Consider the following 22041-nt stretch of genomic DNA (forward strand, 5'->3'; position numbering starts at 1 on the left):
GCTGCCCGCTGCGGCTGCGCCCTCCCCGCCTGTGTCACGGCCTTGCAGCTGAGACACCATTTGCTCGACTGGGCCGCCGGGCACAAACTGGATCACCACAAAGGTCATCAACAACACCCCGAACAAGGTCGGGATCATCAGCAGCAAGCGTTTGAAAATGTAGGCCAGCATGGTTCAAGGGGCCTTTTTGGCTGGTTGAGCCGCTGTGGAGGGCGATGGGCCAGGCGCGCTTGTGGCGGTGGGTGACCACCACACAGTGGTGACCAGTTTTTCAGGTTGATAAAACCGAGGCAAATCGGCCGGACGCGCAAACGCCTTGGCCCGCCAGGACACCCGGTGCACCGCGCCATACCAATGAGGCACCACGTAATGGCCGTGGCGCAGCACCCGGTCAAGCGCTCGCAGGCTGGTCACCAGCTCTGGCCTTGACGTGGCGCTGACCACCTTGTCCAACAGCGCGTCCACGGCTGGGTCTTTGAGGCCGATCACATTGCCTGAGCCCTCCACGTCGGCCGATCGGCTGCCATAGCGCTCGAGCAACTCGGTGCCGGGCGCTTCGCTGCCCACGGTGCGGTTGCTGATGATGTCGAAGTCAAACACGTCCATGCGTTTTTGCAGCAGCGCAAAGTCGATCACCTTGTACTGAACTTGGATGCCCAGTTTTTCGAGGTTCTTGGCAAAGGGCGTGACGACCCGCCCCATGGAACCCGAACTGTCCAGAAACTCGATGCTGAGAGCTTGTCCCTTGGCGTTGCGCAAAGCGCCATCGCGGTAGGTCCATCCGGCGGCCTGGAGCAAATCACGCGCTTGGCGCAAGTGGTCGCGCAGGGTGTGACCCGAAGCAGGGTCGAGCGCGGTTTGGGGCGGCTGCGGCACCTCTTGATCAAACACGGCAGCGGGCAGCTTGCCCCGCAGGGGCGTGAGCAAGGCCAGCTCGTCGGGTCCAGGTCGGCCCTTGGCCTCAAAGTCGCTGGCCACAAAATAGCCACGCACCCGGCTGTAGGCGTTGTAAAAAAGTTGGCGGTTCAGCCACTCGAAATCCATGGCCAGGGCGATGGCTTGGCGCACGCGCACGTCCTGGAATTTGTCACGGCGCGTGTTGAACAAAAAGCCCTGAAAGTCCCCCGCATTGCCGTGCTGCAGCTCGGCCTTGATCAAATCACCGCGTTCAAAGGCGCGTCCGGTGAAGGCCCGAGCCCACTCCCGCGCAATAAAAGACTGCATGTAATCGAACTCACCTGCCTTGAAGGCCTCGAGCTGAGCGGTGCTGTCTTTGTAGATCTTGTAGGTGATGCGGTCGAAATTGAATTGGCCTTTGCGCACGTTCAAGTCGCGCGCCCAATAAGCCGGATCACGCTCGTAGGTGATGTCTTTGCCAAACTGCACACGGCCGATGCGGTAAGGGCCGGACGCAATCGGGATGTCCATCACCATTTGGTCCAAGGGTTTGTGGGTGTTGCCTTCCAGCCCCCACTTTTGGCTGAACACCGGCAAACTGCCCACGATCAAAGGCAGCTCGCTGTTGGGGCGCACAAAATCAAAGCGGATGCTGCGCTCGGCCAAGACCGTGGCGCCTTTGACCTCGCCAAAGTAGGTGCGGTACTGGGGCGCGGCCTGTTTGCTGGTCAGGCGCTCAAAAGAATGGCGAACATCGGCCGCCAGCACTGGGTCACCATTGTGAAAGCGGGCCAGTGGGTTAATCTGAAAGGTGACCGACATGCGATCGCTGGCCACCGCCACATCCGAAGCCAGCAAGCCGTAAGCCGTGGTCGGCTCGTCCATGTTGCCCACCAGCAAGGTGTCAAACATCATGCCCAGCATGGAGGGCGGGGCGCTGCCCTTCAAGGTGAATGGGTTGTATTTGTCAAAGTTGGACTGCCGGGTCGGCGGCACCAGCATGATCTCGCCGCCTTTGGGCGCAGCAGGGTTCACATACGCAAAGTGCGTAAACCCGGCCGGGTAGCGAATGTCCCCAAATTGCGCGTAAGCGTGAGCAGCCCAAGCGTTGCCCGCCACACCGAGCCCGAGGGCCAAGCAGCAGAGTGTCCAGAAATGGGCCAAGGGTCTTCGCATGCGACAATTCTGCACACATTTTTCAGGAGTTGAGTGCATGACCACAAAAACAGGATTTCTTTCGGGTAAAAAGTTGTTGATCACGGGCGTGTTGTCCAACCGCTCCATTGCTTATGGCATCGCCAAGGCCTGCCACGCACAAGGCGCTGAGCTCGCTTTCAGCTACGTGGGCGACCGTTTCAAGGACCGTATCACCGAATTTGCGGCCGATTTTGACTCCAAGCTGATTTTTGATTGTGATGTGGGCAGCGACGAGCAGATTGAAAAGCTGTTCACCGACCTGTCGGCCACTTGGCCCAAGTTCGACGGTTTTGTGCATGCGATTGGCTACGCGCCTCGTGAAGCGATTGCCGGTGACTTTTTGGACGGTTTGTCGCGCGAAGGCTTCAAGATCGCGCACGACATCAGCGCCTACAGCTTCCCCGCCATGGCCAAGGCTGCCCTGCCCTACCTGAACGACAAGTCGGCTGTGTTGACGCTGACGTACCTCGGTGCGATCCGCACGGTGCCCAACTACAACACCATGGGATTGGCCAAAGCCAGCCTGGAAGCATCGGTGCGTTATTTGGCAGAGTCGCTGGGCAGCCAGAACCGGGGGTTGCGGGCCAACGGCATTTCGGCCGGTCCTATCAAGACGCTGGCGGCCAGTGGCATCAAGGGTTTTGGCAAAATTTTGTCGGTGGTGGCAGAAGCCTCACCGATTCGCCGCAATGTGACCATTGAGGACGTGGGCAATGTGGCGGCGTTCATGTTGAGCGACTTGGCAGCGGGTGTGACGGCCGAGATCACCTATGTCGACGGCGGCTTCAGCCAGGTGGTCGGTGGAATTGCGGAGCCAGCGGCTGCGGCTTGATTGGGTTGTTCGCTCCTTAGGGTACGTGCCCTCTTCAAGACCGCCTGAGGCGAGCCGGACGCTGCCCGGGCTCATAACTCGCTTCGCTCGCCAAATCGCCCGGTTCAGCGCCCACCTCACCTCAGGCTCAGTGAATGTTCTTGTGGCCATGGGCCAGATGAAGTTTGCAGGACTGCTCTGGCGCTCGGGCTTGATCATCCAAAAGTGCTTGGCCACTGGCCATGAAGAGTGGGATCGAACGAACATCTTTTTGAATTGAAAAAAGCGGCTTTCGCCGCTTTTTTCAATTCTCCCCCGCAGGTGAGTTGGGGTCCTTTGCGGGGGCGATGTGGCAAAGCGAAGCGCCTCTTAGCCCCCGCAGAGGGCCCCAACTCACCTGCCCTCTTATGACCCAAAGACCCTCAAGTCACCCCCCGAAAAACTTCAAACCTTCACGCAATCCGCAAAGTACCGCTTCTTGCCATCATCGTCTTTGATCTCGACCAGACCATGGATGTCGGTTTCGAAGCCCGGGCACTTCTCGTTGAACTCGCGGGCGAACTTGAGGTAATCGACGATCTTTTTGTTGAAGACCTCGCCAGGGATCAAGAGCGGAATGCCGGGTGGGTATGGCGTGACCAAACCCACCGTGATGCGGCCTTCCAGGTGGTCAATTTCCACCCGCTCGGTCTTGCGCTGGGCAATGTGGGCGTAAGCGTCTGATGGGCGCATGGCTGGGGCCAAGTCAGACAAATACATGTCTGTGGTCAAGATGGCGATGTCGTATTTGGCGTACATCTCGTGCACATGCTGGCACAGATCGCGCAGGCCCATGCGCTCGTAGCGCGGGTGCTTCTGGCAGAACTCCGGCATGATTTTCCACATCGGCTGGTTCTTGGCGTATTCGTCCTTGAACTGCTGCAAAGCGGTGAGCAGCGTGTTCCAACGGCCCTTGGTAATGCCGATGGTGAACATGATGAAGAAGCTGTAGAGGCCCGTCTTCTCCACCACCACGCCGTGCTCGGTCAGGAACTTGCTGACGATGGATGCGGGAATGCCGGTCTTGTCGAACTTGCCGTCGAGATCCAAGCCCGGCGTCACGATGGTCGACTTGATCGGGTCGAGCATGTTGAAGCCGTCGGCCAGCTGCTGGCCAAAACCATGCCACTTGCTGGCTTTTTTGCGCGGGTCGTTACGCAAAATCCAGTCATCCGCGCGGCCGATGCCTTCTTCGGCAAACTTCTCGGGGCCCCAAACCTTGAACCACCAATCTTTGCCGTACTCGGCATCGATCTTGCGCATGGCGCGGCGAAAATCCAGTGCTTCGGCAATACTTTCTTCCACCAGCGCGGTGCCACCGGGTGGCTCCATCATGGCGGCGGCCACGTCGCAGCTGGCAATGATGCTGTACTGCGGCGAGGTCGAGGTGTGCATCAAATAGGCTTCGTTGAACAGGGGCCTGTCGAGTTTGACGCTTTGCGCGTCTTGCACCAGCACATGGCTGGCCTGGCTGATACCGGCCAACAGCTTGTGGATGGACTGGGTGGCGTACACCATGGACTCTTTGGGGCGTGCGCGCTTTTTGCCCATGGCGTGGTACGGGCCATAAAACGGGTGAAAGGCGGCGTGCGGCAGCCAAGCTTCGTCAAAGTGCAGGTTTTCCACGTAACCATCGAGCATGCTCTTGATGGTTTCGGTGTTGTAGAGCACGCCGTCGTAGGTGGACTGCGTGAGCGTCATCACACGCGGCTTGACCTTCTTGGGGTCCACGCCCTTGAGCAAGGGGTTGGCCTTGATCTTGGCCATGATGGCCGCAGGCTCGAACTCGCTTTTAGGGATGGGTCCGATGATGCCGAAATGGTTGCGCGTGGGCTTCATGAACACGGGCACAGCGCCGGTCATGATGATCGCATGCAAGATGGACTTGTGGCAGTTGCGGTCCACCACCACCACATCGCCTGGCGCGACCGTGTGGTGCCACACGATCTTGTTGGAGGTGCTGGTGCCGTTGGTCACAAAGAAGCAGTGGTCGGCGTTAAAAATGCGGGCAGCGTTGCGCTCGCTCTCGCCAATGGCGCCGTTGTGGTCGAGCAATTGGCCCAACTCTTCCACCGCATTGCACACGTCGGCCCGCAACATGTTCTCACCATAAAACTGGTGGTACATCTGACCCACGGGGCTTTTCAGGAAAGCCACGCCACCGGAGTGCCCCGGGCAGTGCCACGAATAGGAACCGTCTTCGGCGTAATCGAGCAAGGCCTTGAAGAACGGCGGCTGCACGCCTTCCAGATAGCTTTTGGCCTCGCGGATGATGTGACGCGCCACAAACTCAGGCGTGTCTTCAAACATGTGGATGAAGCCGTGCAACTCACGCAGGATGTCGTTGGGCAAATGGCGCGAGGTTTTGGTCTCGCCATAGATGTAAATCGGTACATCCGCATTTTTGCGACGCACTTCATCAATGAAGGCGCGCAAGTTGATCACGGCCGGGTCCAGGTCTGGTCCGGGTGAAAACTCTTCGTCGTCAATCGACAAGATGAATGCGCTGGCGCGGCTTTGCTGCTGTGCAAACTGAGACAGATCGCCGTAGCTGGTCACACCCAAGACCTCCAGTCCTTCGCTGACGATGGCATCTGCCAATGCGCGAATGCCCAAACCCGATGTGTTTTCGGAGCGGTAATCTTCGTCAATGATGACGATGGGGAAACGGAATTTCATGGGCTGATCGGGCTGTTCGCCAAAGAAAAGACAAAGGGATTGAAACAGTCGCAAAGTTTAAGGATAAAAAGACCCGCTGGAGGCACCGAGATCAGAATTCATCGAAAAACCTGCAAAGGGAGCTTACTCGGTGCTTGTGACAACAATTGCATGAGTTGCCCACAATGGGCGGTTTCAGCTGCTATAATTTAAGGCTTCGGAGCGGTGGATGAGTGGTTTAAGTCGCACGCCTGGAAAGCGTGTGTGGGTTAATAGCCCACCGCGGGTTCGAATCCCGCCTGCTCCGCCAGAAAATAAAAAAGCCTGCACATGTGCAGGCTTTTTTTCGTCTTGACGTTTCATGTCTTGGTGACCAAGACATGAACAAAATCCCCGATTGACTCGGGGATCGTGGTCAATTAACGAACCACAGCGATCTGTGAACGCTCGCCACCTTTGTAGGTGTACATGGTCAAAGCACCATTCTTGACGTCGCCTTTTTCATCAAAGGAGATGTCGCCGGTCACGCCTTTGTAAGTGATGCTCTTGAGTGCGGGCAGGTACTTGGCTGGATCAGCAGAGCCTGCGTTGACCATGGCAGTGGCCATGATCTTGACGGCGTCATAGACGTAAGGAGCGTACACCTGCACGTCAGCGTTGTACTTGGCCTTGAAGTCAGCGCGGAACTTGTCCATGCCAACTTTCTGCTCGCCTTCGACACCACCGGCTTCAGCGCAAACCACCGCTTCGTCTTTCATGGCGTCGCCGGCCAATTTGGCCAATTCAGCTGTACAGATGCCATCACCGCCCATGAATTTGGCTTGAATGCCCAAGGACTTCATCTGACGCAGCATCGGGCCAGCAACGGCATCCATACCGCCAAAGAACACGACATCAGGCTTCTTGGCTTTGAGCGTGGTCAGGATGGAGTTGAAGTCAGAAGCTTTGTCGGTGGTGAATTCGTGGCCCACGATGGTGCCGCCAGCAGCAGTAGCACCTTTTTTGAACTCTTCAGCCACACCTTGGCCATACGCGGTACGGTCGTCAATGACGGCAATGTTTTTACCTTTGAGGGTTTCCACAGCGTATTTGCCCAAGGTACCACCCAAGTGCACGTCGTCGGCCACCACACGGAAAGCACCTGCGTAACCTTGACGGGTGTACTTGGGGTTGGTGGCCGATGGGGAAATCTGAGGAATGCCAGCGGTGTTGTAGATTTGCGAAGCGGGAATGGTGGTGCCTGAGTTCAGGTGACCAATCACGCCGTTGACTTTGGCGTCAACCAGCTTCTGTGCAGCAGCGGTGCCTTGTTTGGGGTCGGCGGCATCGTCTTCAGCCAACAATTCGAATTTGACAGCCTTGTCGCCAATCTTCAGGCCTGCAGCATTGAGCTCTTCGATGGCCATGCGAGCGCCATTTTCGTTGTCTTTGCCCAAGTGGGCGATCGCACCACTGACGGGGCCGACGTGACCAATTTTGATCACTTGAACGTCAGCCACAGGGGCTTCTTTTTTGCCGCAAGCAGCCAAAACAACAGCAGCTACAGCGACAGCCACAACGGTCAATGCACGATTACCAGAAAATGTCATAGAAACTCCGAAGAATAAATTGCTTCAATCAAGCAACTTCCAAAGATACTTCAAAAACGACACCTTGTGGCTCAGGGAAAACCAAAATTCACACGAAGAAAACGGTTATAGGTGTCTATTTTGGTAACTTTCACTGCGCTTGCGCCAAAGTTCTTGGAGGGTTTGTTCCACCAATTGCGCCGTCAAGCGGTCCAACTCGGGCCGCAAGTTCTGAAGCAAGGTTCCTGACAAATCGAACAGCGCTTGTTTTTCCGCCATCCGGGCATCCAGTGCCAGCCCTAATGCCACTGGGAAAGTACCCACTTGCAGGCGGTCCGTCAGCAAAGGAATCGGCTCAGATGGCTGATGGGCGGCATTTTTTTCGATGCTGGTGGCGCTCATGTTTCAGACTTTTTTGAAAGATCGTGCTGTACCAGATCAAATCCCTGGGTTTTGTAATATTTCCACCGATTTCTCGCCTCTGAGCGGCCATGCTCGTCGTTGGCAACGACTTCGATCAAGCGTTCAAACCGTTCATAGGCCGCAGGCACTTGGTCGCCCAAATTGACCAAAACGGTCAAATCAGGCCTGTGCATGGCTTGTTCGCCCAAAAACAATGCGCTGGCTTCTTGCACCAAAGGCGGATCTTCAGCCGTGCAGTGCGCTAAAAACTCCGTCTCAGAAAAGGACCACAGCGCTTGATTCAAGCGTTGCAATGTGCTGGGTTCACCAACAACACCAACTCTAAAGCCTTGCGACCGGGCCTTGCGCAACAAACGACAGGTGTGCACCAGACGTTCCTGGGTATTGAAATGAAATTCAATGCGCGTCATTCGGGGTATGCACTCAGACAGCTTGACTCTGTTCAAGCGGATTTGGGCTTGACCTTGGCTTTGGCTTTGGCTGACTTTTGAGGGGTCGTTTTGGCAGCGGACACCAAATACTGCAAGAGCAGACCCACAGGGCGACCCGTTGCGCCTTTTGCGGCCCCACTGCGCCAAGCTGTCCCAGCGATGTCCAGGTGCGCCCAAGCAAACGACTTGGCAAAGCGTTGCAAAAATTTGGCCGCCGTGACCGACCCCGCAGCACGACCCGCCACGTTGGCAACGTCCGCAAATTTGGATTTCAAACCTTCGGCGTAGTCGTCGTCCAAGGGCATGCGCCAGCAAGCATCGCCAGACGTTTCGCCGGCTTGGAAAATCTCTTGAGCAAGTGGGTCGTTGCTGGAGAACAAACCTGAGCGGACCGCACCCAAAGCAATGACGCACGCGCCTGTCAGTGTGGCGATATCGATCACCGCCTTGGGTTTAAATCGCTCAGCGTAGGTCAAAGCATCACAAAGCACCAAACGACCTTCCGCGTCGGTGTTGAGGATTTCAATGGTTTGACCGCTCATGCTGGTGACCACATCACCCGGTTTAACGGCCAGTCCGTCAGGCATGTTTTCAGTGGCCGGAATCAGCCCCACCACGTTGATGCTTGGCCGGATTTCGCCCAAAGCTTTGAAAACCCCCAAAACACTGGCTGCACCACTCATGTCGTATTTCATTTCGTCCATCTCAGGCGCTGGCTTGATGGAAATACCGCCGGTGTCAAAGGTGATGCCTTTGCCAACCAACACAACGGGCGCTTGGGCTGCAGCGGCACCGTTGTAGCGCATCACGATAAAACGCAAAGGCTCGGATGCGCCTTGGGCCACCGCCATGAAAGCCCCCATGCCCAATTTGGCCACTTCTTTGGGGCCTAGCACTTCACACTTGAAAGATCGACCGGTCGCGATGTTTTGAGCCGCTTGGGCCAAGTGTGTGGGGGTCGCATGGTTGGCAGGACGATTGGCCCACTCTTTGGCCACTTCAATACCGCTGATCAAGGCCTGTGCGTAAGCCACACTGTCCACCGCATCGGCTTGTACCGAGGCCAAACTGACCTGCACTTGCTTGAGGCTGCGCAACTTGGGTTGACTCAAGGTGGTGCCATAACTGTAGGTGGCCTCGGCCAGACTGACCAGGGCCGCTTGAATGCTGTGCGCGGGGCATTCGCCAACCGCGTGAATGCCCAAATGCTTGATTTTGAAGGACTTCAAGCACGACCAAGCGGCTTGCATGGCAGCACGAACGGCTGCGGGCGTGTTGTCTGCACTGCAAACGACCACCACATGACGGGCTTTGATCTCTGGGTGAGCATAAAGAGCCAAAGTGCAGTTGGGTTTGAGCTCAAAATCTCCCTTTTTGCAGGCTCCCGCCAAAAGACGCGAAATGGGGTCTTTTGCAGCGGTATCCGGCAAAGTGGCTGCAGGCCACAAAATCATCAAACCGTCCAATTCGCCCTGTGTGACCGATAAGAGCGACCGCTTTTGGATTTCGAAGTTCATAATTGCGCTTTTCCTTTTTGCCAATGTTATTCCATTCCACCCTGCGCAAAGACCTTGCACGCAATTTTGGTGCTGCACTGGTGATTCTGGTGACCATTGTGATGACCATCACTTTGATCCGGACGCTGGGGCAAGCCAGTCGTGGCAGTGTCAACCCTTCTGATGTGGTGTTGGTCATGAGCCTGAGTGTGCTGGGACAATTGACCACAATAGCCACATTGAGTTTATTCATCACTGTGGTCGCCACCCTGTCGCGCATGTATGCAGACAGTGAAATGGTGATCTGGTTTTCCAGTGGGCGAGGACTGGGCAACTTTATTCGCCCCCTGTTTCGATTCACTTGGCCCATTTTGACCATGATTGCTGTGCTGGCTTTGTTCATTTGGCCTTGGAGCAATCAGCAAATTCAAGACCTCAAGCAACGCTTTGAAAAACGCAATGACGTAGAACGCATTGCGCCCGGTCAGTTCCAAGAGTCGGCGGGAGGCAACCGGGTCTTTTTTATCGACAAAGACAGCCCCGGACAACAATGGGGCAACAATGTTTTTGTATCGAGCCGCGATGGCAACACGGAAAGCGTCACCACGGCAACCCAGGGACGCATCGAATTGCTGGGTTCTGACCGATTTTTGCTGCTTGAAAAGGGGCAGCAATGGCTCACGGATTTGGTCACCGGAGAAACCCGCTTGACTCAATTTGAAAAATACCAATTGCTGATCGACTCCGGCGCTGTGGTGGCTGGGGACCGCAGCAACAGCCGTTTGAAATCCACACTTGAATTGATGCGTGACTTCACGCCTGTGCACCAAGGCGAGTTGTCATGGCGTTTGGGCTTGAGTCTTGCGGGCATCAATTTGGTGTTGGTCGCTTTGGCCATGTCGGCCGTCAATCCCCGAGCGGGACGCAGCTACCACTTGGGTTTGGCTTTGTTTGTGTTCATTGCCTACTACAACCTGTTGAATGTGGGACAAAACTGGATTGCGAATGGGCGTGTGGGCTTTGCCCCTTACATGATTCAACTGCATGGCGGCATGTTGCTGTTGGCCTGCATATGGCTGACTTTGAGGCACATGAACTGGACTTGGCGAAGCCTGTGTCGTCTTGTTGTGCCGACACGAGGTGCCGCATGAAAACGGTGCGAACCCTGTTGCATGGCGAAATTTTGCGTGCCGTTTTATTTGTGTTGGCTGGTTTTTTATCCTTGTTTTTGTTTTTTGACCTGGTCGACGAGCTCCAAGCCCTGGACCGGTATGCTGCTCAAGGCTATCGCATGCAGCATGCCTTGCTGTTCATTGCCCTCAAAACGCCCAACCATCTTTACGAGTTGCTGCCCATTTCAGTTTTGATTGGCAGCATTTTTGTGATGGCTCGCTTGGCACAAAGTTCCGAATTCACAATCCTGCGAACCGGGGGACTCGCGCCATGGACGGCACTGAACATGCTCTTCCAACTCGGTTTGATTTTTGTAAGTTTGACTTTTTTCTTTGGTGATTACGCATCGCCTTGGGCCGAACGTCAGGCCCAACTGATCAAAACCAAATTTCAGGGCAATTTGACCGTCGGTCAAACCGGTGCATGGCTCAAGGAAAAACAGGGCCAGCAACAATTTGCAGTCAATGTGCGACGGTTTGATGGCATTACCCACATGCAAGACATTCGTATTCATGCCTTCAACAGCCAAGGCCGCTTGCTCTCCATCACCACAGCGGCAACAGGGGAAATCTTGTCAAGCGAATGGCAATTGAAACAGGTGCAAGAAAAAACACTGCAACAAGAGCCAACAAGTGGACTGGAAAGATACCAAGCCCAGCAGCACGCCCAGTGGATGTGGAAGACCACCATCAGCGCAGACATGGTGGCCGCTGCCTTGCTCAGTCCGGACACCATGAGCACCTGGGATCTGTTCCATTACATGCGGCATTTGTCCAGCAACAACCAAAATGCTCAGCGCTACGAAATTGAATTTTGGCGCAAGGTCTTTTACCCATTGAGCTGCTTGGTGATGCTGGTCCTCGCCCTGCCCTTTGCTTACTTGCACTTCCGATCTGGCCAGATTGCCGGCCACGTTTTTGGTGGCGTACTTGCAGGCATCAGCTTTTCCTTGCTCAACAATGTTTTCGGTCACATTGGTAATTTACAAAACTGGCAACCGTTGCTGACTTCAGCAGCACCGGCTTTGATTTACAGCGCCATATCCTTGGCTGCTTTTTGGTGGATGGTGCTCAGGCGATGACTCAAAAAGACAACATCAAAACAGGCGTGATCTTGTTTGCACATGGTTCGCGCGATCCACTTTGGAGACTGCCCATGGACGCGGTGGCTCGACGCATGCTGGAGCAACATGCTGATATCGCCGTGGCCTGCGCTTTTTTGGAGTTGACCCAACCGGACCTGCCTGAAACCGTTGAACAGATGATGAAACAAGGCATCGAGCATTTGCGCATCGTTCCCATGTTTTTAGGCGTGGGACGTCACGCCAGAGAAGATTTGCCCTTGCTGGTCAAGGACTTGGTCCAAGCCTACCCCCAAATGGCCTTTGAGTTGATGCCGCCCATCGGCGAGCACCCCGCGATGACGCAGCTCATGGCCGACATCGCGGGTGGCTCTGGCAAGGACCAATAGACCCAATAAAGCATAATAGTGTGAATCAATATGACGATTAGCATATGAACCTTCACCAATTTCGCTTTGTTCAAGAGGCTGCCCGGCGCAATCTCAACCTCACTGAAACGGCCAAAGCGCTCCACACCTCTCAACCGGGTGTGTCCAAAGCCATCATTGAGCTTGAAGAGGAGCTGGGCATCGAAATTTTTGCCCGCCATGGCAAGCGACTCAAGCGCATCACGGAACCCGGTGAACAGGTGCTGCGCAGCATTGAACTGATCCTGCGCGAAGTCGGCAATTTGCGCAAAATCGGTGACCATTACAGTGCACAAGACAGTGGCACCCTGTCGATCGCCACCACCCACACCCAAGCGCGTTATGTTTTGCCCCTGCCCGTGGCCAAACTGCGCGACAAATACCCCAAGGTCAACATCAGCCTTCACCAAGGCGCACCCGACCAAGTGGCCAAAATGCTGCTCGATGACACGGCCGAGATCGGCATCGCCACCGAATCGCTCTCGGCTTACGAAGACTTGGTGACCCTGCCCTGCTACGAATGGCAACACGTGCTGGTGCTGCCGCTGGACCATCCGCTTGCTGCAAAAACTTCACTGTCTTTGGAAGACATTGCCAGCGAACCGCTCATCACTTACCACCCCTCATTCACTGGACGCAGCCGCATTGACCAAGCTTTTGCGGCCAAAAAAATCACCCCCCGCATCGCTTTGGAAGCCATCGACTCGGACGTCATCAAAACCTATGTGCGCTTGGGGCTTGGCATTGGTATCGTGGCCGAAATGGCCGTGCAGGACGACCCGGTCAAAGACTTGGCCGTGCGCCCCTTGGGTCAACTCCTGGGCATGAACGTGGCCCGCGTGGCCTTCAAGCGCGGGGCCTATTTGCGCCAATTTGTCTACCAATTTGCCGAACTGCTGAGCGATCGCCTGACCGCACCACTGATCGCCAAAGCCATGACCGGCCACGTCAACGATTACGAACTCTGAAAAACGCCTCATCCCTTTGCACATGAACGCCAACAGCCCCGCCCTCATTTCAAAAGCGCCCCACATGGGCACCACCATCTTCACCGTCATGTCGGCCTTGGCCGCCGAAAAAAAAGCCGTCAACCTCGGCCAGGGCTTCCCGGACTTTCCGTGTGACCCGCGGTTGACCGAGTTGGTGAACGACGCCATGGGTGAGGGCCTCAACCAGTACCCGCCCATGCCCGGTGTGGCCTCGTTGCGCGAAGCCGTGGCCACAAAAATCGAAACCCTCTACGGTCGACGCTACAACCCGGCCACTGAAATCACCGTCACCGCCGGGGCCACACAAGCCATCTTGGCGATCATCTTGGCCATCGTTCACCCCGGCGACGAGGTCATCGTGCTTGAACCCTGCTACGACAGCTACGTGCCCAACATCGAGCTGGCCGGTGGCCGCGTGGTGCGTGTGCCGCTGACCCCTGGCAGCTTCAGGCCCGACTTCGACCGAATCCGCGCCGCCATCGGCCCACGCACCCGCGCGATCTTGATCAACACCCCGCACAACCCCAGCGGCATGGTCTGGACGCGTGAAGAAATGCTGACCCTTCAAGAGATTCTGGCCCCCACCAACGTGGTGCTGATCAGCGACGAGGTCTACGAACACATGGTTTATGCCCCGCTGCAGCACTGGAGCGCCGCGCATTTTGAGGGCTTGGCCGCACGGGCCTTCATCGTCTCCAGCTTTGGCAAAACCTACCATGTGACCGGCTGGAAGGTCGGCACCGTGGCCGCCCCCGCCGACTACACGGCTGAGCTGCGCAAAGTGCACCAATTCATGGTGTTCACCGTGAATACTCCCATGCAGCACGCCCTGGCCCGCTACATGGCCGACCCTGCGCCCTATTTGCAGTTGCCTGCGTTTTACCAACGCAAGCGTGACCTGTTTCGAGATGGCCTGGCGAAAACCCACTTCAAGCTGCTGCCTGGCGAAGGCACCTATTTCCAGTGCGCCGACATTTCGGAGCTGAAAGTGCCCGAGAAAAACTTGAGCGAAGCCGACTTTTGCCAATGGCTGACGGCCGAGATGGGTGTGGCCGCAATCCCCCTGTCGGCCTTTTATGGCAATGGCTTTGACCAAAAAGTCATCCGGTTTTGCTTTGCCAAAACCGACGAAACCCTGAGTGCGGCACTGGACAAACTCAAAGGCCTGTGAAGCCAAGAGGTGTGGGGTTGACGATGGCCCCAGCTCAAAAATCAGCCACTGACCTGCTCATGACACACCTCAGTTCCCTCCAGATCAAAGCCAAGCACTTGGTCTGCGCTTGGGGCCTGCTGCTGTTGGCCGGCTGCAGCGCCACCACGCCCCCATCGCGTGTGGCTGTCATCGCCGACAAAATCACCCCCGCCCAAGTGCTGCCGGCCAGGCCCATGCACTTTGACTTGCCCGGTGGCCAAAGCCTGAGCGCACGGGTCTGGGCCACACCCACGCCCAGGCACATCGTGCTGGGCGTGCATGGCTTCAACGACTACAGCAAGGCTTTCGAGCCCCTGGCGCAGCACCTGGCGGGTGAACTCGGTGCCACGGTTTACGCCTACGACCAACGCGGCTTTGGGGCCAACACCAAGCCAGGCATCTGGCCCGGCACAGACACGCTGCTGGCCGACCTGCGCCACATCGCCACGCAATTGCGGGTTCGGCATCCCGGCTTGCAGCTGACGGTCATTGGCGAAAGCATGGGCGGCGCTTTGGTGTGGGTGGCAGCGGCTGAAACACCCGGCTTGGTGGCTGACCACATCGTGCTCAAAGCCCCTGCCGTCTGGGGTGCGAACAGCATGCCCTGGTACCAGCGGCTCAGCCTGCAATTCATGAATGCCGTCGCCCCCGACATGGTGTTCACCGGTCGGGGCGTGCAGTCTTTGGGCATCACCCCCACCAACGACCCCGAGGTCTCGCGCGAACTTGGGCGCGATCCGCTCTTCATCAAAGCCACCCGCGTCAGCAGCTTGGCCGGGGTGACTCAGCTGATGGGCCGCGCCCAAAACCTCAGCACCTCGCCGCCACAGCGCAGCTTGGTGCTGTATGGCCTGCGCGACCGCATCATCCCGCCATCGCCTGTGTGCGAGTGGCTGACCCACCTGAACGCCGCAGGCGCCCCCAGCGCAGCGCTGGACTTTGTGGTCTATCCCGAAGGCTGGCACCTGTTGACGCGCCAACTGCAAACCCGAGAAGTGCTGCAAGACCTGGAGCAGTGGTTGCAACAAAGCCCACTGCCCAGGCGGCAAAGCCTGCAGCAAGCGCAAGCCGCGGTGTGCACACAACGCCCTTGAAAATTCGCTCGCTGCGGAGGGTTGATGAGGGGCGTGTACCACGCCCATCGCCCGTAGCTTATTGATCCGGCACGCTGAAGTTTGAAATCTGTGAAAAATCTCATCTCGTAGGTCGGTGGCTTCAGCCCCGACATTGCTGGCTTTGGCGCAGGCTGCATGTCGGGGCTGAAGCCGCCGACCTGCAAAATCTTTGACCCTTGAAAACTTCACAGGGCCGAAACAATAGGCTCCAGCACCCGAATGTGCGCTTGGCATTTCGATCAAGCCTTCACAAGAACCTCACGATCAAGCACCACATCAGGCTCAATACACCATGGCCCACATCTCCAGGGGCGAGACCACCATGGCCTTCAAGGCCTGTGATTTGAGCCGCAAATCCCGGTCCTCGGTGACCACGAAGCAAGCCACATCTTGACCCTGAAAACGCTGCCCCAGATGCAGCTGTGCCTGCAACGCCTCCAAAATCCGGCCGTCCGCCCGGTCGCTGCCTTGCCCGCCAGAAAACCACACCCGCAAGCTCTCGGTCTCGCTCCAGTGTTGGTCATCCGGGCCATCAAACACAATGTCGGCGCTGAGCAGTGGGTGCAGCTCGGTCAGGCGCTGCACCCGCTCGATCAGCAAAGCCCGAGCCCGCGCATTGGGCCCTTGTCCGGCAGAAAAATACTCGGCCCCAATCAAGGGTTTGAGCTTGGGCAGCAGGTTGTGCCCATCGATGATCAGCCGAATCGGCCGCGCATGGCGCAGCCCGTGCTCAAAATACTGCTTGGGCGTGACAGGCGGGTGTTCGTCCTTGTGCACGCCAGTGGCCGGGTGGTGCAGGTCATAAATCTGCATGGCTCGCCTGTCCAGCGCATCGTAGGCCTGCTGGCACATGGCCATGCTCCAGGCTTCGGCCAGCATGCTGCGCTCCACCTGACGTTTTTTCTCCTGCAACTCGTCCATGTCGTGGATGGCCAGCAGCGCCTGCCCCAGTTGCCTTACGGGCTGGCGCGTGGGCTGGATCGTGGTTTGCGCCAGCCGCGACTGCAAGGCCTCGATGTGGGTGGCCAGCGCACGCTGCTCCTCGGCCAACTGAGGCAGGGGCCGCAAAGCCTCGGCCTGCGCCTCTTGCAGCGCCGCCAGCAAGCGCTGTGCCTCGGCCAGTTGCTGCCCCACGACGCTGCGCGTGCCGAAACGCTTGTCCTCTTGCGCCTGCCGCGCCAGCAATTGCCGGGCCCGCTCCAGCGGATCGGCCTGGTGAGACACCGGCAAGGCCAAGGCCTCACTGGCCGTCAGCCACGGCGCCATGCGCTTGTTCAAGCCATCGGCAATGCCCTGCGCCACCCGCGTGCGCCAATCGCCCTCTACCTCGGCCAGCCGCGCACGGGCTGCCTTCAGTTGCTCGTCCAGTGCCTGCACGTCCTTGCTCAGCTTGTCGCGTTGGCGCATCAGGCCATCGCGTTCGTCCTGCAATTCGTTGCGCTCGCGCTGCACCTGCTTGAACAAAGAACTGGCCCGGATCTCGCGCTCGGCTTGTTCGCGGCTTTGGGGCTGCGCCGCCGCAGCGGCGGGTAACTGGCGCGTGTTGGGGCGGGCTGTGGGCGGCTCGTAGGGCACATCTGCCAGCACCGGCTGCAGCACCGTCAGCAAAGGCTTGAAGCGCTGTTTGAAAGTTTCTCCCGTCTTGGGCTTGCCCAGCTTGGATTTGGTTTGGGCAGGAGCGCACGATTGGGCCAAGGCCCGCACCGAATCGCGCTCATCGAGCCACATCGCTGCCAGGACCGGCACGCGGCCAAAGCGCTCCATCAAGGCCGCCAAACCCTGCTCAATCGCCTTGTCGCTCAGCACGGCCAGCAGCGGCTCGGACAAAGTGGCACTTCTGAGCAACTCCAAAACCAAAGGCGGCAGCGTTTTGAGCTGCATCTTGGCCAACACGCGTTGGCGCAGCAAATCGGTGTTGGGCTTGTCTTGCTTGAGGCCCTGCATCAGCTCGGGCAACTGTTTGGCACCCGCCACCAAATCACTGTCGGGCATGGCCTGCACAGCGCTTTTCAAATGGTCCAACACTTCGGCATCCAGGCCCTGCCAAATGGCCGCACAATCGGGCGAAGTGCCATGGGGGCCAAGGGCTTGGGGTGGCTGCGGCACGGGGAATAAGTGGTTTTCTGCGTTCATGGATCGGGCGATCTTCTCATGCGCTCCTCGTGAGTGTCTTGAAGACCATCCATTCCAAAGGGCCTCGCCCAAACGCTGTGGCGCAGCATCCCAGGCTTGGCACTGCACTCAAACCGCACTCGCAGCGACAACAGTGACCGTGGCCGATGTCACCCGCCTGGATTTTTGAAATGATCGTCCAATTTCATGAGAGCTGGGTTTACAGTCAGTCCATGCGCCTGCACCCATTTGAAGCCAGATTTTTTCAAGTGTTTGCAAGGACAACGTTTCTTCAACCTCTGCGATTGTCTGCCGATGACGCCACACCTGATCACAGCCTTGCTTATATGGAGCCTGCTGATGCCCACCGCTGTGGCCCAGCGCATGTTTGACAGCAGCGGGCGGGCATTGGGGCGGGTGGATGCCGAACGTTTTTACAACGGATCGGGGCAGCAGTTAGGTCGGGTGGACGGCGAGCGCATTTATGACGCTGCGGGCCGGCAGCTGGGCCGCATCGATGGCACCCGCGTCTACAGCGCCTCGGGCAGTCCGATTGGACGCATTGATGGTGAACGGCTTTACAGCGCTTCGGGCTCGCTCATGGGGCGCATCGATGGCGATCGGCTGTACGATGCATCGGGTCGACCCATTGGCCGCGCCGATGGGCTTCGGCGAACGCAAATGATCGTGTTTTTTTATTTTTTCATGTGAGACCTTGGCCATGACTGTTCGAGAAATCCTCAAAATGGGCGATGTGCGTTTGCTGCGCATGGCCGAACCCGTGACCGCCTTTGACACCCCTGAGCTGCACGCGTTGATCGCTGACATGCAAGACACCATGGCCAGTGTCAATGGCGCAGGTTTGGCGGCACCGCAAATAGGGGTGAACCTTCAAGTGGTGATTTTTGGCAGCTCAAGCGTGAACCCGCGCTACCCCGGCCGTCCTCTGGTGCCGCGCACGGTGCTGATCAACCCGGTGATCACGCCGCTGGATGCGACGCAGGAAGAAGATTGGGAAGGTTGCCTGTCAGTCCCCGGCTTGCGGGGCGTGGTGCCTCGCTGGTCGCGCATACGCTACACAGGGTTTGACGAACAAGGCACGCCCATCGACCGCACCGTCGATGGTTTTCATGCTCGGGTGGTGCAGCATGAATGCGACCACTTGATCGGCAAGCTTTATCCCATGCGGGTGCGTGACTTCAACCGGTTTGGCTTCACCGAAGTGCTTTTCCCGGAAATCAGCGCGGCTGAAGACGATTGAAGCTCAGGGTTTTTGCCCCGTTAACAACAGCGCCAAACCTTCATCGCCAAGAACGGGCACACCCAGCGCTTGTGCCTTGTCAAGCTTGCTGCCCGCTTCGGCACCAGCCACCACATAGTGGGTTTTTTTGCTCACTGACCCTGCCACTTTGGCACCCAAGGCTTCCAGTTTTTCCTTGGCTTCGTCGCGGCCCATGCTCTGCAAAGTGCCCGTCAACACCACGGTGATGCCTGCCAAGGGCATTTCGGTGGGGGCCAAAGCCTCACCTTCTGCCCAGTTCAAACCGGCATCGCGCAAGGCCTGGACCACTTCTCGGTGATGAACCTGGTCAAAAAAGGTGCGAATGCTGTGCGCCACCACCGGGCCCACATCGGCCACTTGCAACAAGGCATCTTCACTGGCCGCCATGATGGCGTCGAGCTGCCCAAAATGGCGGGCCAACTCTTTGGCCGTGGCCTCGCCGACATGGCGAATCCCCAAACTGAACAGAAAACGCCCCAAAGTCGTGGTTTTGGATTTCTCCAAGGCCTCCAAAAGGTTGAGCGCTGATTTTTCGGCCATGCGGTCCATGCCCGACAAGGTTTCCAATTGAAGGTGGTAAAGGTCGGCCAAGGTTTTGACATGGCCCGCATCGACCAGTTGATCCACCAATTTGTCACCCAAGCCATCCACATCCATCGCCCGGCGGTGGGCAAAGTGCCAGATGGCCTGCTTGCGTTGAGCGCTGCAAAACAGTCCCCCCGTGCAACGGTGGTCCGCTTCGCCCTCTTCCCGTTCGGCCAGACTTCCACAAACAGGGCAGTGGTCGAGCATGGTGAACTGCGGCGCATCAGGGGGGCGTCGCTCCAGGACCACCGACACCACTTCCGGGATCACATCCCCCGCACGCCGCACGATGACCGTGTCGCCTACTCGCACATCTTTGCGGCGGGCCTCTAATTCGTTGTGCAAAGTGGCATTGGTGACCGTCACGCCACCGACAAACACCGGGTTGAGTTTGGCCACGGGCGTGAGCTTGCCGGTACGCCCCACCTGGACATCAATGGCCAGCACGGTGGTCATTTCTTCTTGTGCAGGGTATTTGTGCGCCACCGCCCAACGCGGCTCCCGGGTCACAAAACCCAATCGCGTTTGCAGTGCAAGATCGTCCACTTTGTAGACCACGCCATCGATGTCATAAGGCAAAGCGTCGCGCTCGGCGGCAATGCGCTGGTGGAATGCCACCAAACCAGATGCGCCCTGCACACGAGAGGTTTGTTGGGCAACCGGAAAGCCCCAGGCCTTGAGTTGCATGAGCATGGCGTAGTGTGTGGTCCATGTCGGCCCCCCTTCAGACGATGGGGTCATGTCGCCCAGGCCATAGGCAAAAAAACTCAGTGGCCGTTCGGCCGCGATGCCAGAGTCGAGTTGACGCACCGCGCCCGCTGCGGCGTTGCGCGGATTGACAAAGGTCTTTTCGCCCTTGGTGCCGGCTGCAATGCGCTGGCGTTGGCGTTCATTGAGTGCTTCAAAGTCATCCCGGCGCATGTAAACCTCGCCGCGCACTTCCAGCACTGCAGGCGCATCGGCAGGCAAGCGCAAAGGGATTTGTCCAATGGTTCGGATATTGGGCGTGACTTCTTCGCCCGTTTCACCATCGCCCCGAGTGGCCGCTTGCACCAGCACACCCGCTTCGTAGCGCAAACTCATGGCCAATCCGTCGAACTTCAATTCACCCACATAGCTCACTGGCGGCTCGGTTTCGGCCAAGCCCAGCTCTTTGCGAATACGGGTGTCAAAGGCTTCGGCACCACTGGCCTCGGTATCGGTTTCGGTGCGGATGCTGAGCATGGGCACGCGGTGTGTGACCTGCTGAAAAGCGTCCAACACCGCCCCGCCTACGCGTTGCGTGGGTGAATCCGCGGTCAGCAGCTCGGGATGTGTGGCCTCGAGGGCTTGAAGTTCCCTAAAAAGCCGGTCGTATTCGGCATCGGGTAACTCAGGGGCGTCAAGCGTGTAGTAAGCGTGCGCATGGTGGTGCAGCAAGTCACGCAACTGTTGGGCTCTGAGTTGTGGCGAGACGGTATCCGAGCGGGGGGCTGACTCGGTCATCGGCTCGTCCGAAAACAAGTCAAAATTTGAGGTGCTCATCCATCCACACCCTCAAGAAAACAAGCGACGCGCTTGAGGCGAGCCTGCAGACAGTTCACGGGCATTGAGCGCCTCGTAAAGCACCTGCAAATCACTGGCAATTTGGTCAAGCGCCATCTCGTTCAGGACTTGCCCATCACCGTCGGTGATCACACCTTCCATGTTGTCGGCCAGTGAGCGAGCCACTTCGCGCATGCGTTCAAAAGGACGATCTTCAAAAGCAATTTGGGGCACATCCAGGCTCAACGTGAACTCACGGATCGCCGACAAAGCCGGGTCTTCGGCCATCGCTGCCTGTGAGTCAAAACTCAGAGACAGCAAGGGGGCCCCTGCTTGCTCAGAAGTCAGCACCATGCGCCCAGGGATCAGGCCCATGACAAAACCCAAACGTGTTGCATGTTGCTGGATATAGCCTGAACTCCAGGCGGCCGATCGTGCACAAAGCGTGAAGCTCAATTGAACATCGTGAGCACTGGCGAATTGGTCGAGTTCTCGGGCACGGGCCACTTCCTCCATCATGTCGCTGAAGTGGGCGGTCCCCCCGATCGCATCCGCAAAAGCCTGAGTTTTGACTACAAACTCAGAAAATTCGATGTCGTTGAGTGCACCCATCCGATTGGCCAACTGCACACCCGCTTGAAAAGCCACATAACGTTTCCCCAGCTGAATAGGCTCCCACTGCCCATGAAGCTGACAACATCCCTCGATATGAAAGGCTTTGGTGCCCACGCGACGTGTGGGCGGCAAGGCGGCCAATACCAATTGGGCAGGCACGGCTTGCTCCACTTCAATGCTTGATATCACATCGATCAAGGCATCCAAATGCGGTTTTTTGTCAAACGTCGACAAAGCGACAAAATCATCGGTCAGGACCGGCTCAATCGCCTGGCCGTTGGCCAATGAACCGGCAGGTTGCAGTCCCGTCGGCTCGGTGTAGGGTTCGGCTTGTTTGGGGACATTTTGACGCGAAGTCCAATAGTTGTAAGCCACCACAGCCACCACCGTCAGCCCGCCAATGGCGGCCAAACTCACTTGCAAAGAACTCAAAGAATCCGCCATAA

The 22041-nt window shown here is 57.6% G+C and carries 18 protein-coding genes, 1 tRNA gene and 1 pseudogene; 10 read left to right on the plus strand and 10 right to left on the minus strand.

Going from position 1 to position 22041, the window contains the following annotated elements:
* A pseudogene (locus AMM41_RS22000) lies at positions 1 to 171 on the minus strand (microcin ABC transporter permease); the annotation flags it as partial.
* Between the two features lie 3 nt (positions 172 to 174).
* On the minus strand, positions 175 to 2034 hold the full coding sequence (locus AMM41_RS18030) for an extracellular solute-binding protein (RefSeq protein WP_228769346.1): 1860 nt from the start codon (positions 2032 to 2034) through the stop codon (positions 175 to 177).
* 76 nt (positions 2035 to 2110) lie between these two features.
* Between AMM41_RS18030 and fabI the strand changes: the two genes are divergently transcribed.
* On the plus strand, positions 2111 to 2926 hold the full coding sequence (gene fabI, locus AMM41_RS18035; RefSeq protein ID WP_089962648.1) for an enoyl-ACP reductase FabI: 816 nt from the start codon (positions 2111 to 2113) through the stop codon (positions 2924 to 2926).
* Positions 2927 to 3349: 423 nt separating this feature from the next.
* Here the strand turns inward: fabI and AMM41_RS18040 are convergent, their stop codons facing one another.
* Positions 3350 to 5623: an arginine/lysine/ornithine decarboxylase gene (locus AMM41_RS18040; protein WP_089962651.1), complete on the minus strand. Its 2274-nt coding sequence runs from the start codon at positions 5621 to 5623 to the stop codon at positions 3350 to 3352.
* A 198-nt stretch (positions 5624 to 5821) separates the two neighbouring features.
* Between AMM41_RS18040 and AMM41_RS18045 the strand changes: the two genes are divergently transcribed.
* Positions 5822 to 5912 (plus strand) — tRNA-Ser (locus AMM41_RS18045).
* A 109-nt stretch (positions 5913 to 6021) separates the two neighbouring features.
* Here the strand turns inward: AMM41_RS18045 and AMM41_RS18050 are convergent.
* From AMM41_RS18050 to AMM41_RS18065, 4 genes are all read right to left on the minus strand, one after another.
* The gene (locus AMM41_RS18050) at positions 6022 to 7191 is read right to left on the minus strand and encodes a branched-chain amino acid ABC transporter substrate-binding protein (protein ID WP_089962654.1); all 1170 of its coding nucleotides are present in this window, start codon (positions 7189 to 7191) and stop codon (positions 6022 to 6024) included.
* A 105-nt stretch (positions 7192 to 7296) separates the two neighbouring features.
* Entirely contained in the window at positions 7297 to 7572 is a 276-nt protein-coding gene (locus AMM41_RS18055; protein WP_089962657.1) for a hypothetical protein, read from the minus strand.
* Complete coding sequence (locus tag AMM41_RS18060; protein WP_089962660.1) at positions 7569 to 8003, minus strand: DNA polymerase III subunit chi; 435 nt, start codon at positions 8001 to 8003, stop codon at positions 7569 to 7571. The genes AMM41_RS18055 and AMM41_RS18060 overlap by 4 nt, the downstream gene beginning before the upstream one ends.
* A 32-nt stretch (positions 8004 to 8035) precedes the next feature.
* The gene (locus tag AMM41_RS18065) at positions 8036 to 9541 is read right to left on the minus strand and encodes a leucyl aminopeptidase (protein WP_089962662.1); all 1506 of its coding nucleotides are present in this window, start codon (positions 9539 to 9541) and stop codon (positions 8036 to 8038) included.
* Between the two features lie 23 nt (positions 9542 to 9564).
* Here AMM41_RS18065 and lptF point away from each other — a divergent pair, with 23 nt between their 5' ends.
* From lptF to AMM41_RS18095, 6 genes are read left to right on the plus strand one after another with little or no spacing between them, the layout of a single operon-like run.
* Positions 9565 to 10671 carry an LPS export ABC transporter permease LptF gene (lptF, locus tag AMM41_RS18070; RefSeq protein ID WP_089962762.1) on the plus strand — a complete coding sequence of 369 codons (1107 nt, stop codon included), beginning with the start codon at positions 9565 to 9567 and terminating at the stop codon, positions 10669 to 10671.
* On the plus strand, positions 10668 to 11774 hold the full coding sequence (gene lptG / locus AMM41_RS18075; protein WP_089962664.1) for an LPS export ABC transporter permease LptG: 1107 nt from the start codon (positions 10668 to 10670) through the stop codon (positions 11772 to 11774). Before lptF ends, lptG begins: the two co-directional genes overlap by 4 nt.
* Positions 11771 to 12163 carry a sirohydrochlorin chelatase gene (locus AMM41_RS18080; RefSeq protein WP_089962666.1) on the plus strand — a complete coding sequence of 131 codons (393 nt, stop codon included), beginning with the start codon at positions 11771 to 11773 and terminating at the stop codon, positions 12161 to 12163. Before lptG ends, AMM41_RS18080 begins: the two co-directional genes overlap by 4 nt.
* A gap of 44 nt (positions 12164 to 12207) precedes the next feature.
* Positions 12208 to 13149, plus strand: a complete 942-nt coding sequence (locus tag AMM41_RS18085) for a CysB family HTH-type transcriptional regulator (protein ID WP_089962668.1) — start codon at positions 12208 to 12210, stop codon at positions 13147 to 13149.
* A 22-nt stretch (positions 13150 to 13171) separates the two neighbouring features.
* Positions 13172 to 14341, plus strand: a complete 1170-nt coding sequence (locus AMM41_RS18090) for a pyridoxal phosphate-dependent aminotransferase (RefSeq protein ID WP_089962670.1) — start codon at positions 13172 to 13174, stop codon at positions 14339 to 14341.
* Between the two features lie 59 nt (positions 14342 to 14400).
* Positions 14401 to 15456, plus strand: coding sequence for an alpha/beta fold hydrolase (locus AMM41_RS18095; RefSeq protein ID WP_194944861.1), 1056 nt, complete (start codon positions 14401 to 14403; stop codon positions 15454 to 15456).
* Positions 15457 to 15759: 303 nt separating this feature from the next.
* Here AMM41_RS18095 and AMM41_RS18100 read toward each other — a convergent pair whose 3' ends face one another.
* Positions 15760 to 17610, minus strand: coding sequence for a hypothetical protein (locus tag AMM41_RS18100; protein WP_089962676.1), 1851 nt, complete (start codon positions 17608 to 17610; stop codon positions 15760 to 15762).
* 294 nt (positions 17611 to 17904) lie between these two features.
* On the opposite strand from AMM41_RS18100, the gene AMM41_RS18105 reads away from it, so the two are divergent.
* Together AMM41_RS18105 and def are read left to right on the plus strand one after the other, a co-directional pair.
* Positions 17905 to 18300, plus strand: a complete 396-nt coding sequence (locus tag AMM41_RS18105; protein WP_089962678.1) for a 5-fold beta-flower protein — start codon at positions 17905 to 17907, stop codon at positions 18298 to 18300.
* A 10-nt stretch (positions 18301 to 18310) separates the two neighbouring features.
* Entirely contained in the window at positions 18311 to 18850 is a 540-nt protein-coding gene (def, locus tag AMM41_RS18110; RefSeq protein ID WP_089962680.1) for a peptide deformylase, read from the plus strand.
* Positions 18851 to 18853: 3 nt separating this feature from the next.
* Here def and ligA read toward each other — a convergent pair whose 3' ends face one another.
* Both ligA and AMM41_RS18120 read right to left on the minus strand, forming a co-directional pair.
* Entirely contained in the window at positions 18854 to 20980 is a 2127-nt protein-coding gene (gene ligA, locus AMM41_RS18115) for an NAD-dependent DNA ligase LigA (RefSeq protein WP_089962682.1), read from the minus strand.
* Between the two features lie 12 nt (positions 20981 to 20992).
* A complete protein-coding gene (locus AMM41_RS18120) occupies positions 20993 to 22039 on the minus strand; it encodes a cell division protein ZipA C-terminal FtsZ-binding domain-containing protein (RefSeq protein ID WP_228769347.1) in 1047 nt (348 codons plus the stop codon).
* Positions 22040 to 22041 lie beyond the last annotated feature (2 nt).

It is taken from the genome of Limnohabitans sp. 2KL-3 (assembly GCF_001269405.1).
In the GTDB taxonomy this organism is placed as follows: domain Bacteria; phylum Pseudomonadota; class Gammaproteobacteria; order Burkholderiales; family Burkholderiaceae_C; genus Limnohabitans_A.

Coding starts and splice junctions, on each gene's coding strand:
- fabI (WP_089962648.1), top strand. CDS start 2,111: ATGACCACAAAAACAGGATTTCTTTCGGGTAAAAAGTTGTTGATCACG.
- AMM41_RS18040 (WP_089962651.1), bottom strand. CDS start 5,623: ATGAAATTCCGTTTCCCCATCGTCATCATTGACGAAGATTACCGCTCC.
- AMM41_RS18050 (WP_089962654.1), bottom strand. CDS start 7,191: ATGACATTTTCTGGTAATCGTGCATTGACCGTTGTGGCTGTCGCTGTA.
- AMM41_RS18055 (WP_089962657.1), bottom strand. CDS start 7,572: ATGAGCGCCACCAGCATCGAAAAAAATGCCGCCCATCAGCCATCTGAG.
- AMM41_RS18060 (WP_089962660.1), bottom strand. CDS start 8,003: ATGACGCGCATTGAATTTCATTTCAATACCCAGGAACGTCTGGTGCAC.
- AMM41_RS18065 (WP_089962662.1), bottom strand. CDS start 9,541: ATGAACTTCGAAATCCAAAAGCGGTCGCTCTTATCGGTCACACAGGGC.
- lptF (WP_089962762.1), top strand. CDS start 9,565: ATGTTATTCCATTCCACCCTGCGCAAAGACCTTGCACGCAATTTTGGT.
- lptG (WP_089962664.1), top strand. CDS start 10,668: ATGAAAACGGTGCGAACCCTGTTGCATGGCGAAATTTTGCGTGCCGTT.
- AMM41_RS18080 (WP_089962666.1), top strand. CDS start 11,771: ATGACTCAAAAAGACAACATCAAAACAGGCGTGATCTTGTTTGCACAT.
- AMM41_RS18085 (WP_089962668.1), top strand. CDS start 12,208: ATGAACCTTCACCAATTTCGCTTTGTTCAAGAGGCTGCCCGGCGCAAT.
- AMM41_RS18090 (WP_089962670.1), top strand. CDS start 13,172: ATGAACGCCAACAGCCCCGCCCTCATTTCAAAAGCGCCCCACATGGGC.
- AMM41_RS18095 (WP_194944861.1), top strand. CDS start 14,401: ATGACACACCTCAGTTCCCTCCAGATCAAAGCCAAGCACTTGGTCTGC.
- AMM41_RS18100 (WP_089962676.1), bottom strand. CDS start 17,610: ATGAACGCAGAAAACCACTTATTCCCCGTGCCGCAGCCACCCCAAGCC.
- AMM41_RS18105 (WP_089962678.1), top strand. CDS start 17,905: ATGACGCCACACCTGATCACAGCCTTGCTTATATGGAGCCTGCTGATG.
- def (WP_089962680.1), top strand. CDS start 18,311: ATGACTGTTCGAGAAATCCTCAAAATGGGCGATGTGCGTTTGCTGCGC.
- ligA (WP_089962682.1), bottom strand. CDS start 20,980: ATGAGCACCTCAAATTTTGACTTGTTTTCGGACGAGCCGATGACCGAG.
- AMM41_RS18120 (WP_228769347.1), bottom strand. CDS start 22,039: ATGGCGGATTCTTTGAGTTCTTTGCAAGTGAGTTTGGCCGCCATTGGC.